This is a genomic window from Alkalimonas cellulosilytica (genome assembly GCF_036325985.1).
In the GTDB taxonomy this organism is placed as follows: Bacteria; Pseudomonadota; Gammaproteobacteria; order Enterobacterales; family Alteromonadaceae; genus Alkalimonas; species Alkalimonas cellulosilytica.
On the sequence record NZ_JAUHLI010000034.1, the window covers coordinates 1 to 12097 of the forward strand.

The window sequence follows — 12097 nt, forward strand, 5'->3', positions numbered from 1 at the left end:
AAGGCTCATCGTTTTATGATGAAACCTTCGTGACAGAGCAAAAAATAACTATACATTCGCTAAATAGCTGATATGATGATGTCTGGCCTGTAATGCAGACCTATGTACACAACTTGTTCCTGAACACTTCGCAGCACAGCTTCATAGTAAGTCATGTCCCTGAAGATTCACGCTGGTTGGCCACATAAGTAACATTTTTGCCGGCTACCAACGCATCATGCGTTACACACTTAAATTTTTATATTTTTCAGGAGACATCACATGTCTAAATCAACTGGTATCGTTAAATGGTTCAACGCTGACAAAGGTTTTGGTTTCATCACTCCAGATAACGGTGGCGCTGATGCATTCGTTCACTACCGCGCTATCATGAGCGATGGTTACAAAACTCTGACTGAAGGCCAGCGCGTTTCTTTCGAAATCGAGCAAGGCCAGAAAGGTCCACAAGCTGCGAACGTAACTCCGCTGTAAGGCTGACTTACTTCGATCTAAAAAGGACACCGCGGTGTCCTTTTTTGTTGCCTGCTTTTTGCAGCGGGCTCCCATCGATTTGATGCAATGCCCGCTTGCCGCAGTTTACTGTGAAGCCGCGTCCTGCTCTGCCTGTTGCTGCCGCTTGAATACTGGCGCGCCGTACATGGTTTTTAACCACTGCTGTTCAGCCTCCGAGTGTTCAGCCAGCTTGGCTTGCCACATGGCCCGGTCTTCAGCACCAATGCTATCGTGTTCTACCCCGGCTGCCAGATAATTGATCGGGAATAAACGGTAGTTGCGATAAATCTCTGCATCCAACGCGGCAGCCAGTTCATCGGCTGAGTCCACATTGGGCTGCACCATCTTGCCAAATGCCACATGCACCCGACCTTTCATACCGGTGATGCCCTGGATAATGCTATCAATATCTTCAAACTCACCTTTTTGGTAATGCCCTTGTGTTTGCTTTTGCACCAGTTCACGGACTTTGGCTTTATCGCATGGATCCAGCTCATAGCTGATAGTGACGGGCACGATGTGCAGTTGACCGATGTCCTCGGCAAAACTCAGGCCTTGCTTGCGGCCTTCGATATACAGCATTTTAAGCATGGCTACATCGGTATAATCGTTGCCGTCTTTGGCGCGGCCTTCCCGTTGAGCAATCCAGATCGATTGCTTTTCAGTGCCTAACGAATGGTGAATATAAGCCGATAGCTGGCCTAAAGCTTTTAGCATTTCACGCGGCCCTTTGGCAGAGCGGCGGACAATAAAGCTTTTATTGAGCCGCATCAGCGCAGTAACGCAATCTTTTTTCAGCAGGTTATCACCAATAGCAATGCGGGCCGTGTTCATGCCGTATTTGTGCAAACACCAGTTCACAATGGCCGGATCCATCGCTATATCCCGGTGATTGGAAATAAACAGGTAGGCCTGATCTTTTTTCAGCTGCTCCACCCCAGAGTAACTGAAATCCGTGGTGGTATTGGCCATGGTTTTTTTCATATAGGCTGCAACCTGCAGTTGCACATCCCGCACACTGTTCAGGCTGGACCATTTGCGCTTGAGGGCAGCTTTTACCAAAGGCGATAACAGCCAGCCGAAAGGGCCCGATAAGTGCGGAAAGCGGTAATGCAAAATAGCCTTAATAAACTCCTGATCCGCAATCAGATCAGCAATGGCGCCGGCAACTTCCTGATCGTGATAAGGCCGGATATCAAAAAACGGGTCTTGTTCTGTTTGCGTCATGCGATCACTTCAGTCGTGCATCAAAGCCTCCTATTCTACCGACTCTGAAGCTATTGACCAGTGCCAGCTACAAAAAATACAGCAAGCAGCTCATCCTTAATTTACTGATATAGCGCTGAAAAATTGTGCAACTAAGCAAGCGTTGTTATGATAAAGCGCGTAATGTTTTTCAATGAGAACTCTATGTTATCTGGCCGCTGGCACATTTTATTTTTCTGTTTCGTGATGCTTGGCTATAGCACTTATCTGCCGGCTTCACCATTGAGCAAGCTGGAGCCCGAGTTCAATGCACTTTATATTGAAAGTCAGCAGCAACCAGCTACCGCCCTGCAACAGATTGAAATTCAGCTAGGCTCTGCAGCCGGACCATTACAGCAAGCACAGTTGCTTTATATTCAGGCTGAGCTGCAAACGCTGTTGGTGTATCCGGAACAAGCGCTGAAAAGTGCAGCACAGGCACTGGCTCTGATTGATGCAAGCGAGCAGCCCTGGCTGTATCATAGTCTGCAACTGGTCCGCGCCTATGCCTTTGATTTGGCAGGCACGCCAGCAGAAGGCATGACGATCACTGAAAATGTCCTGCAATTCGCCAAGGAGCTGCAGCACCAGCAGTTGTTCATTCAGGCATTGGTTGTTCGCGGCGTACTGCAGTTAAGCCTGGTCAATTATGTAGAAGCCTTGCAAGATTTACTGCATGCGTACCAACTCGCACCAACAACTGGTGCTGGGGTCGTCACCAAAGGCCATATCGCTGGCTACATTGCACTGGTGTATGAGTACCGCCGTGAGCATGAGCTCTCCATCCCTTATTTTGAAGAGGCCGTCGCTTTTCATCAGCAACAAAACAGCCCGGTCGAAGTGAGCATTGCTATGTATGGCCTCGGGAAAGCCCATAGCAAGCTGGGTGACCTCGCTATCGGTAAGAGCAAACTGCAGCAATCACTGCAATTAGCAGAGGCAGCCGGTGACGACCAGGGGGTTGCTTACGCACAAAAAGAGTTAGCGGGTATAGCCTTACAGCAACAGGATCCTGAGCAAGCTAAAACATTGCTGCTGCTAGCACTCGCCAGTTTTGAGCAAGCCAATAATCGTTACATGCTGCTGGATACTCAGCTACAACTCGGCCGAATCGCCTTACAAGCTGGTGATACGACGACCGCAGAAGTGCACCTGCAGCAGGCGAAGCACTTCGCCGATCCAGAACACATGCCCATTCAACATGCCGAGGTACAACGCCTGCAAGCAGAGTGGCTAAGTCAAACAGGCCAAAGTAACGATGCATACCAATTGCTTAAAACCGCCAGCCTACGGCTAACCGAGTTACAACGCGAAGAAAGTACGCAGTTGTTGCATCAACTGCGAGCCCAACACGAGCTTGATAGCCGGATGCTTGAAAATGAACTGCTGCAAAAAGAGCTGGAGCTGCAACACAGCCTGGTCAGCAATCAAGCCAGGCATCAGCGGCTACTCACGGCGCTGTTAATTGGTGCCATCACAGGTAGCTTGCTGTTGCTGCTCCTGTTGACACGGATCTGGTGGCAACGTAAACGACTGCATCAGCTCGCTCATTTTGACAACCTGACCTCGCTTCCCAACCGGCATTTCACCCTGAAACTGCTGGATCAGCAGCTACGTCTTGCCAGTCGCCACAATCACCCGCTTAGTGTAGCCATGCTGGATCTTGATCACTTTAAGCAGGTCAATGATCAGTTTGGCCATGCCACCGGTGATCAACTTCTGCGCGACTTTGCAACTTTGTGCCAGCAACAGCTGCGCAGCAGCGACATCATTGGGCGTATTGGTGGTGAAGAGTTCCTAGCCATTCTACCTCATACCCCGGCGGATGCTGCGGCAGCAGTGTTGGAAAAACTGCGTCAGGGCACCGAACAGTTGGCCAGCAAATACGATGCTGATCGAGTAACCACGACTGTTTCCATCGGCATGTGTGCTTTTAGCGGTTATGACAGTGCAGACACCTTAATGCTCAGTGCCGATCAGGCGCTGTATGAAGCCAAAGCCAAAGGCAGAAATCAACTGCAGTTAAGTTCGGCTAGCTAGCAAGTCTTCATCCTCCATGGATGTCATATTGTTGTCATCTCCGCCCAGTAAGCTAAAGCTACATTCTGTGCTGTGTGCTCAATGGAGGGTCTCAGATGCGAGCCATACAACCCATAGCAGAATTAGATTTAGCATTTTCGTTGTTTTGCTTACGGCACCGCTTTAACAGGCAAGTGGCCAGTATCAGCAAAGTCATTTCGCGCACTGGTGATGGCCACCTCTACTTGTTGCTTGGCCTGCTAACCTGGTGGCTGGATAGCCCCCGCTTCCTGCAAGCTGGCTTACTGGCCTTCAGCATTCATCTCCCCATCTATTGGTTAGCCAAAAACAGTTTTCGCCGCCGCCGCCCCAAAGAGCTGTGTGAATTGCTTACCTGCTTTATCACTCCAAGTGATCGTTACAGCTTACCCTCGGGTCATACTGCAGCCGCCTTTTTAATGGCGACGCTCATCGGTCAATTTTATCCGGAGTTTTATCTGCTGGCGCTGTGCTGGGCTAGCCTGATCGGTTTATCCCGCATCTTACTGGGTGTGCACTTTATGACCGACGTATTGATTGGAGCACTGCTGGGCATGGCCTGTGCGCATATCGCTCTGTCCCTTTTACCTTAGGAGTTTTATGAAAATACTTTACGGTGTGCAGGGAACCGGCAATGGCCATATCGCCCGCGCCAGAGCCATGGCGCAGGCACTAAAAAAGCAGCCCGTACAGGTGGATTATTTGTTTTCCGGCCGCGCTGCTGACCAGTATTTTTCGATGGACGACTTTGGCGACTATCAAACCCGACGAGGCTTAACCTTCATCACCGAGCAAGGGCGCATTCGTCCGGTCAAAACAGCCCTTACTAATCATCCGTTGCAATTATGGCGCGATATGAAAGCACTGGATCTATCCGGCTACGATCTGGTGATTAACGACTTTGAACCTGTCAGCGCCTGGGCGGCCCGCAGGCAGAAGATCCCATCGGTTGGTATCAGCCATCAGAATGCCTTTCGCCATCAGGTCCCCAAGGTTGGTATGACAGCCCTGGATCGGCTGGTGATGCAGTACTTTGCGCCAGTACAGCACTCCATTGGTTTGCACTGGTATCACTTTGACCAACCCATTCTGCCCCCCATCGTGCACCAAATCGATGGGCAAACAACCGATGCAGAGCCTTATATTCTGGTGTATCTGCCGTTTGAGCAGCTGCAACAAATCCGCAGCTTGCTGCAACGCATTAAAACCCAACGTTTCGTTTGCTATCACCCGGAACAAAAAGAGCATGAAATTGCTGATAACATCAGCCTGCACCCACTGTCGCATCAGAACTTTCAACGCCATTTGCAACGCTGTGAAGGCGTGATTGCCAACGGTGGCTTTGAACTGCCGTCCGAAGCCTTATCCTTGGGAAAAAAGTTGTTGTTAAAGCCGTTGATGGGCCAGTTTGAACAGCAAAGCAATGTAGAAACCCTGCGCCAGCTTGGCCTGGCCACCGCCATGACCGAACTGAACGCCCAAACCATTATTCAATGGCTGCAAACCAAAAGCGCCGGCCAGGTGCACTACCCCAAGGTAGCCGAAGCCCTGGCCAACTGGGTTGTTCAGGGCAAGTGGGACGATAGCACGCAGCTTTGGCAGGAGTTATGGCAGCAGACCGAGTTTCCAAAAGGGGTTCAGTTGCCTTGAACTGGACTGCTGGCTGAGCTAGCCTGCCGCTCTATAATAAGAAATAACTGATATGAGCTGGCAATCCTGATTGGCAGTTGGTAGCTGCATGGCTGATCATGAGTATTACTGCATTCACCTTGTAATCTGTTACTTTATGCACCATACTAGCTTTGCACTTAATTACGTACATAACCAAGTGCAAAGTTTTGTATTTATACGAGGTGTATTATGTCTTCGCATGCGATTTTGGCTGAAAAAGCAGTTTCAGTATCCGAAGCCCGCAAAAACTTAAGCCAGTACTTTATTGATGAGCCAGTGGCGGTGCTTTCAAACAACAAACCAACAGGTTACATGCTCAGTGCAGAGCTTTACGAGAAAATGCTACGTATTATTGAGGCATCTGGCGCTGCAGAGCAAGGTTTATTCCGGCCTGCGGCAGCACGGCTTAAAGAAATAAGCCGGTTGAGTGAACAGCTGCTGCTAGAGGCTGATGCTGCAAAATTGCGTGAATTTACCGAGTGATTCGGGTATTTACTAGCAAGATCCTTGACGAAGCACTTAGCAAAGACGAGCGCTTAGCATTGATCGCAGATTTCAAAAAGTATAAATCTGGTGTTTTGCCTGCGTGGTTTGGTAAAGATGTCCTCTACGATCACCCTTATAACCTTGATATCATCAAGCTAGAACAGGTTAAGCACATTCACCTGGCAACACATGGCGTTGGTTTCCCCCTTTTTATTGCTCAAGTTAAACGAACAAGTGATATCCACCTAGTTTATTGTCAGGGGTTTAGCAATAAGAATTGCTATTTACTGATGGCTATCCTTCAACCCAACGCACATGCTTTAGCTCGGTCGAATCAGATAATGTATAAGTTAGGCTTGATGGCAGAAGCTTTTCGGCAAAAATTCTAAAGCTTCAAATGAATACAGGTGTATGACTGAGAAATGATGTTCAATATCTGAATAGCAGACACAAAAAAACCTGTTAAAAAACAGGTTGTTTTGTTGGTCGGTACGAGAGGATTTGAACCTCCGACCCCTGACACCCCATGACTTTCCAAAGCCCCATTCAGGGGCTCTAATGACCACCAATGACATAACAAGACAAATACTTAAGTTATTGAATAAAAACAACAATGACATTTAGTGAGCTTCAGTGTGATCGACTTCCCTGCTATGGTCATTTCAAAGTGCGTGCTATATATTTGCTATACAAGCTTATCCACAGCATGGTACTGCAATGTTCGAAACCACTAAAGCTATCAGAGCGAATCTGACTAAAGGATTAATCGAAAGCCTGCACAGCTTCCCCGATGACTACGAGCGCATCAATGATACTGAGATTTCAGGCTTTCATATCCGGCTAGGCAAATCTCGAAATGGATTTCGCCAGGGTAAATATTATCTCTATTACCGGCTTGGTGGCCGTAAAGGTGTGCAACGCTTTTACCTGATAGGCAATATTAAGGACATGACCATCAAGCAAGCCCGTCATGTCGCGCAGGAGTTGAAAGTAAAAATCGCCAGGGGAGAAGATCCCTATGCTGAGCGCAAAGCGATGCAACAAGAAGCCAAAGCAGATCAGAATGCAATGACGGTGAACGATTTGCTGGATGAGTTTATCAACACTTATGTTATGGCCAACCGCAAGCGGCCAGAAGAGGTGGTACGCTCATTCAACGCTGATGTCAGACCAACCATTGGCAGTGTGCAATTACATCAGCTGGACAAGCGTCTGGTCATCGTTAAGTGCTTCGATCCCATCATCCGCAGAGGCTCCAGAGTTCAGGCCAACAAAACACTTTCCCTACTAAAGCAAACTCTGGACTTTGGCGTCGAACGTGGCTTGCTTGCCAGCAACTGCATCAAGGATATTCGACGCCGAGCAGTTGGCGGAAATGAACACTCGAAAAAAAGAGCTCTTAGCTTTGAAGAGATAGAGCAAGTATTTACCCGGCTACCACAGTCAGGCCTCAGCAACTCGGTACAAAACATACTCCGACTATGCCTGCTAACAGGTTGTAGAGTCAGTGAGGTCACTGGAATGGAACAAGCAGAGCTTGATATACCAAACCGGCTTTGGACAATCCCTGCAGAGCGAACCAAGGGGAAGTTAAACCAAGGCAAAACGCATCATGTGCATTTAACTGATTTAATGATTGAAATTATCGACAGTCAGAAAATTGAGAGTGAACAGCTAAGTAACCGCTTTATATTCCCAACGCATGGCGGCAAAAAATCAAAAGCAGGCGATAGCCCCATCGATGCACGTACAGTATCCAAAGCCGTCAACCGTAAACTTGGGTTTTTCGGGCTGGCTGAGCCATTCACACCGCACGATTTACGCAGAACCTGCTCTACTCGCCTGCCTGATCTTGATGTAGAAGCAGTCGTTATTGAAAAAATTCTGAACCATCAGCTGGAAGGTATGCTAGGGATTTATAACCAGTTCCCCTACTTCAAAAAGCGAGCTGAAGCCTTGGATAAATTTTCAGCGGTGATCAAGCCGCTGATGTTTCCTAATAGCACGATAGAGCCGGCGCAGACTAACCAAATCCACTCTTACCAGCTTATGTCGTACGACATGCCAAATACTGCTTACTATTACTAGGAACCGGATATGAACACAATTTACGACTTAATGGCGGCAAACCCAGAACTGCGCCCTTTTATTCCCGCAGTACATATTTTGGAAGAGCGCCTTGCGGGCATAGAACAACACTTTCCTGAGCTGGTGTTGGCGCTCAGATGCCCAGATACGGAAGAGGAAATGATTTCCTTACTGTTACGGCAACCCTTTTTAAATTTCGCTATTCTCGATTCCAATAGAAATGCGTGGTGCCCAAGCATGGGAACCTTTGCTGACTTCTCCAGCAAAGGCGGGACACTCAAGCTTGAACTTGATATGAGGCCAGGTGCGAAAAGACAGCAATTCTTTAACTGGATTATCGCTTTGTGTGACTGGGATGGTCGCTACCAGCTTTCAGCCCATAGTTCGCATTGAGAACTGGGCTTGAAGATGAATCTTGAGCGTTATCAGAATAACAGTTGTAATCGGGTGTATTTTGAGAGTGAGCGTGTGAAAGAGGTTTGTGCGTGAACTATTTGAACTCTATAAAAACATGCACTTGGGGTCAAGTTTCATACTTGCATCGACCTCAACTAGTGACTTAGCGTCTGAAAACTCAGTGCAAACAGACTTACCCACAGAATCTGTGGGTAGGTCATCTAAAGCTATTATTTCCAAGGCAGTAAGCGTCGTATCCCAAGCAAAAGCAACGCTATAATTGAAAACGCGCCAAAAGAACCACCTGATGACGTCGGCTCTTGTGGTTTAGGCTGCTCGGCCACGTCGTTATTCACGATGGTTACGACCAGATCTGAAGCATCTGGATTTGTATCAGCACCCATGCCATCGAGGCGGATATAAAAAGTCCCATCCGGATCAACAATGGTGTTATCAATAATGGTAACCGAGCGTTGTTTTACAGTTTCGCCATCGGCAAAGATAATCACTTCATCTAAAGCCTGGTAATGTGTACCAGCCACACGAGTACCGTTCTCTGTATACACACGGACGCTGTATTCGCCATCAGAGCCACCTGTGCGCTCAATGGTGAAGTTGTAGCTGCCGGCATTCTCCATCACAGATGAAGAGCCCGACAAACCAAACACGCCTGGGTAATAATTTTCTGATAGAACCAGCTCTGCCGAAGCAGTCTCAATGTCAAGACGATAAGGGTAACGTAGCTGAAGATTAGCCACGCCTTTGGGTTCATTTGCCAGCTCAACGCTAAAGGTGACCGTCTCTTCACCTGGTAAAAACTCAATACGCTCGTAGCTCGTAAAAAAATCTCTACCCTCGATAGCGGTACCATCAAACAAAGCCACTTGCACAGACGTTGACACGGTTAAGTCACCGGTACGACGAAGCAGAATTGCAGCAGTATTATCACCTGGATTGATCGTGTAAGTGCTATCAACGAAACTCACAGTGCCAACAGTGGAAGGTGCATTGCGACGTTCGGCGGCTAAAGGCGCGTACTCCCGGATCACACTGGTATTATCGGCCACACCTGCAATACCGCAAACCTCACCATCCACAACAATATCAGGACTTGAGTAAAAGCGATGGCCATTTGGTTGCGCTGGCCCCATCACCGTAACCCGATTAGCGCACTCATAAGCGTGAGCAGCTGGCAGAAACGTAAAGCCACCATCATCAGTTAAGTGGCCAGCATTGAAGTTGTGGCCAATCTCATGAGCCAGGACAAAATCAGCATTATTTTTACCGGCAGTGGCACCGTCAAATACCGTTGACAGCTCACCACCAAGCTCGCCATACCCCAGCACCTCAGCTGGCTGTAAATCTTCATTCCAGTCCCGAATGTAGACGGCCAGGTCGGCACCAAAAGCCGTATAAATTGTATTTTCGGGGAATCCTTCGTATGGGTTTAAAATCCGGGCAGAAGAAATACCTGAAGCATCAACGGTTCCTACTGTATCAAGGTATGGCATATCATCAGGAATGCCGGTAATGGCTTGGGCATTCACCAAACGAATTTCAGCATCTATTCCACTGTTGCTTAACGCCAGGTTGGTGTTATCCACCATATCTTGGATACGCTGATGCACCCACTGAGCACCCATTTTCTCGGCATAAGATGGCTGGTAAAACGCCATCAAATCAATTACGAAATTTGTGTCGGCACTAACCCCCATAGCGCTAACCCGTTCTTGGCTGCGCGCTTTCAGCTCGGTCAGCGTGACTGAGAATGAATGAGGATGTGTAGCATCATTGCAAGCAGTTGTGTGAGCATGAGGTATGTCTGCAACAACAGAAAAGGAGTTTGCTACTAAGGCGAGGGGAAAGTAAGTTCGCAACATCTGAACTCCAGAAAATTTGGCATGCCAAATTTTTAATGTGGATAAAACTAGTGGTTCGTAACATGAAAAACCAATCTGGCTTGCCAGCCAACTGCTGACGACTCAGGTCATCTTCATTGATGAAGGTATTACGGTTGTGAGCAAACAAACCAAATAATGTTTATTTGTGCTCTTTCCAGTACCAGGTTTCAAGGGCCTCTCTGTCTTTGGCACTCAGTTGCTTTTGTCCAGAATTACCGTCGCTATCGTAGCCCTCAAAAAAGCTCTCACCATCATTGGTGCTGTCGTCATCTAATAACGCTAAAAGGAACCGTATGACCATAAGAGCCCCTGCCCCAATCATCATTAGAATAGCTGCCATTTTTCCTCCTCAGTAGCGAGCTTGTTAACACCAAAAGCTGCCACATATTACGGTAAATGCTGTTATTCAAGATGACTAGCATCCAATAACGGCTTATTCGAGACATATACCCCAACGTTATACTAAGGAATCCTTAGTATCGACACTCCATTAAAACTAAGAACATCTTAGCTTTCAAGTCCTAAATGCAGAAAAATGAAAGTTAATGATGGTTCGCCCTTTCCAAGACGCCTAAAAGAAGCTCGTTTAATGCGCGGCCTGTCGCAAAAGCAGCTCGGCATACTTGCAGGTATTGATCGTTTCGTCGCTTCTGCCCGGATGAACCAGTACGAACGAGGGGTTCATACACCTGACTTTAAAACGATTTTAGCATTAGCTGAGGTGCTGAAAGTACCGACTGCCTACCTGTTTTGCATAGAAGATGACTTAGCGGAGCTTATACTCACAAGGAGTGACGGTTGAAATTTGGCATGCCAAATTTTTTAGCCAAAATTCATATCGTACGAAGAATCGGTTATTCGGATTTGACCACGTTAGTGCTCTCAAAAATGCCAATAATCGGACATACCAAGCAACGCGATATGAATTATCACAGCCTCGCCTAACAATGCATCTCCATGCAGCCAAATCCTAACCTCGCTAGCAATGATGTAAAAGTGCAAATGCATCATGTACATATTGTAGCTTGCCATCTATTGGAAAGTCTTTTAGTTTAGAGACATAGTTAGGTGAAAGGCGACAATGCAAGACTCATACTCGGACAAGACTAGCCTGCTCGTTTTGAGGGTTCAATAACTGCAGCTCAGTTTTCACAAGACTTATTAACAACAAACACTTGCATATCATTGTGCCGAATATGCAAGAATGATTTTCCGAGCTAAGCAATAAATTTATTGTAATAAATTAAAAGGAGCCACCAGTAAATGGCAGGATTAAGAGTTTTTGTATCTTCTACATGTTATGACTTGTCGGTGATACGGTCTCAACTCAGGATTTTCATACAAAGTATGGGGCATGAGCCTTTAATGAGCGACTACAGCGATCTTTTGTATGATCCCCGGCTGCATACGCATACAAGCTGTGTCGATGAAGTAGCTACAGCAGATATTGTTGTTCTCATTGTCGGTGCTAGATTTGGTGGTAAAACCGTTCCAGAAGCACTTGCAAAGCTAGATTTTGACTTACTTAAAAAGGAAAGTAAGAGCACGGAATCTCTAACCAAGAAAGAGAATCTATCGGTTACTCAGCTTGAAATTCTTAAGGCTGTCGAATCAGGAATACCAGTTTTTACGTTTGTAGATTCGTCAGTTTGGCACGATCATGCACTTTACGAAAAAAACAAAGATAAACCAATAATTAATGATATTGCCTTTCCATCCATAGAAAAAGCAGAAACTGCTTCATTTATTTTTGAGTTTAT

13 protein-coding genes are annotated in these 12097 nt (G+C 47.1%); 10 read left to right on the forward strand and 3 right to left on the reverse strand.

Going from position 1 to position 12097, the window contains the following annotated elements:
- The first annotated feature begins 261 nt into the window (after positions 1-261).
- Positions 262-471: a transcription antiterminator/RNA stability regulator CspE gene (cspE, locus tag QWY20_RS18160; protein WP_091340618.1), complete on the forward strand. Its 210-nt coding sequence runs from the start codon at positions 262-264 to the stop codon at positions 469-471.
- A 105-nt stretch (positions 472-576) separates the two neighbouring features.
- On the opposite strand, the gene QWY20_RS18165 is transcribed toward cspE, so the two are convergent.
- Positions 577-1719 carry a 1-acyl-sn-glycerol-3-phosphate acyltransferase gene (locus QWY20_RS18165; RefSeq protein WP_330130393.1) on the reverse strand — a complete coding sequence of 381 codons (1143 nt, stop codon included), beginning with the start codon at positions 1717-1719 and terminating at the stop codon, positions 577-579.
- 183 nt (positions 1720-1902) lie between these two features.
- Here QWY20_RS18165 and QWY20_RS18170 point away from each other — a divergent pair, with 183 nt between their 5' ends.
- The 7 genes from QWY20_RS18170 (at position 1903) to QWY20_RS18200 (ending at position 8433) form a co-directional block, all read left to right on the forward strand.
- Entirely contained in the window at positions 1903-3777 is a 1875-nt protein-coding gene (locus QWY20_RS18170; RefSeq protein WP_330130394.1) for a tetratricopeptide repeat-containing diguanylate cyclase, read from the forward strand.
- A 95-nt stretch (positions 3778-3872) separates the two neighbouring features.
- Positions 3873-4388, forward strand: coding sequence for a phosphatase PAP2 family protein (locus QWY20_RS18175; protein WP_330130395.1), 516 nt, complete (start codon positions 3873-3875; stop codon positions 4386-4388).
- Between the two features lie 7 nt (positions 4389-4395).
- Complete coding sequence (locus tag QWY20_RS18180; protein WP_330130396.1) at positions 4396-5445, forward strand: MJ1255/VC2487 family glycosyltransferase; 1050 nt, start codon at positions 4396-4398, stop codon at positions 5443-5445.
- A gap of 210 nt (positions 5446-5655) precedes the next feature.
- Positions 5656-5949, forward strand: a complete 294-nt coding sequence (yafN, locus tag QWY20_RS18185; RefSeq protein ID WP_330130397.1) for a type I toxin-antitoxin system antitoxin YafN — start codon at positions 5656-5658, stop codon at positions 5947-5949.
- Positions 5946-6341: a type II toxin-antitoxin system YafO family toxin gene (locus tag QWY20_RS18190; protein ID WP_407935444.1), complete on the forward strand. Its 396-nt coding sequence runs from the start codon at positions 5946-5948 to the stop codon at positions 6339-6341. The genes yafN and QWY20_RS18190 overlap by 4 nt, the downstream gene beginning before the upstream one ends.
- Before the next feature lie 328 nt (positions 6342-6669).
- The gene (locus QWY20_RS18195) at positions 6670-8040 is read left to right on the forward strand and encodes a tyrosine-type recombinase/integrase (RefSeq protein ID WP_330130398.1); all 1371 of its coding nucleotides are present in this window, start codon (positions 6670-6672) and stop codon (positions 8038-8040) included.
- A gap of 9 nt (positions 8041-8049) precedes the next feature.
- A complete protein-coding gene (locus tag QWY20_RS18200) occupies positions 8050-8433 on the forward strand; it encodes a hypothetical protein (protein WP_330130399.1) in 384 nt (127 codons plus the stop codon).
- A 233-nt stretch (positions 8434-8666) separates the two neighbouring features.
- On the opposite strand, the gene QWY20_RS18205 is transcribed toward QWY20_RS18200, so the two are convergent.
- Both QWY20_RS18205 and QWY20_RS18210 read right to left on the reverse strand, forming a co-directional pair.
- Entirely contained in the window at positions 8667-10316 is a 1650-nt protein-coding gene (locus tag QWY20_RS18205; RefSeq protein ID WP_330130400.1) for a Calx-beta domain-containing protein, read from the reverse strand.
- A gap of 160 nt (positions 10317-10476) precedes the next feature.
- The gene (locus QWY20_RS18210) at positions 10477-10677 is read right to left on the reverse strand and encodes a hypothetical protein (RefSeq protein ID WP_330130401.1); all 201 of its coding nucleotides are present in this window, start codon (positions 10675-10677) and stop codon (positions 10477-10479) included.
- Positions 10678-10872: 195 nt separating this feature from the next.
- Between QWY20_RS18210 and QWY20_RS18215 the strand changes: the two genes are divergently transcribed.
- Both QWY20_RS18215 and QWY20_RS18220 read left to right on the forward strand, forming a co-directional pair.
- Positions 10873-11139 carry a helix-turn-helix domain-containing protein gene (locus QWY20_RS18215; RefSeq protein ID WP_330130402.1) on the forward strand — a complete coding sequence of 89 codons (267 nt, stop codon included), beginning with the start codon at positions 10873-10875 and terminating at the stop codon, positions 11137-11139.
- A gap of 461 nt (positions 11140-11600) precedes the next feature.
- Positions 11601-12097: DUF4062 domain-containing protein (locus QWY20_RS18220; protein ID WP_330130403.1), on the forward strand; the 497-nt coding region annotated here is incomplete at its 3' end.

Excerpts from the sequence above, each read along its gene's own strand:
- cspE (WP_091340618.1), top strand. The coding sequence starts at position 262 with ATGTCTAAATCAACTGGTATCGTTAAATGGTTCAACGCTGACAAAGGT.
- QWY20_RS18165 (WP_330130393.1), bottom strand. The coding sequence starts at position 1,719 with ATGACGCAAACAGAACAAGACCCGTTTTTTGATATCCGGCCTTATCAC.
- QWY20_RS18170 (WP_330130394.1), top strand. The coding sequence starts at position 1,903 with ATGTTATCTGGCCGCTGGCACATTTTATTTTTCTGTTTCGTGATGCTT.
- QWY20_RS18175 (WP_330130395.1), top strand. The coding sequence starts at position 3,873 with ATGCGAGCCATACAACCCATAGCAGAATTAGATTTAGCATTTTCGTTG.
- QWY20_RS18180 (WP_330130396.1), top strand. The coding sequence starts at position 4,396 with ATGAAAATACTTTACGGTGTGCAGGGAACCGGCAATGGCCATATCGCC.
- yafN (WP_330130397.1), top strand. The coding sequence starts at position 5,656 with ATGTCTTCGCATGCGATTTTGGCTGAAAAAGCAGTTTCAGTATCCGAA.
- QWY20_RS18195 (WP_330130398.1), top strand. The coding sequence starts at position 6,670 with ATGTTCGAAACCACTAAAGCTATCAGAGCGAATCTGACTAAAGGATTA.
- QWY20_RS18200 (WP_330130399.1), top strand. The coding sequence starts at position 8,050 with ATGAACACAATTTACGACTTAATGGCGGCAAACCCAGAACTGCGCCCT.
- QWY20_RS18205 (WP_330130400.1), bottom strand. The coding sequence starts at position 10,316 with ATGTTGCGAACTTACTTTCCCCTCGCCTTAGTAGCAAACTCCTTTTCT.
- QWY20_RS18210 (WP_330130401.1), bottom strand. The coding sequence starts at position 10,677 with ATGGCAGCTATTCTAATGATGATTGGGGCAGGGGCTCTTATGGTCATA.
- QWY20_RS18215 (WP_330130402.1), top strand. The coding sequence starts at position 10,873 with ATGAAAGTTAATGATGGTTCGCCCTTTCCAAGACGCCTAAAAGAAGCT.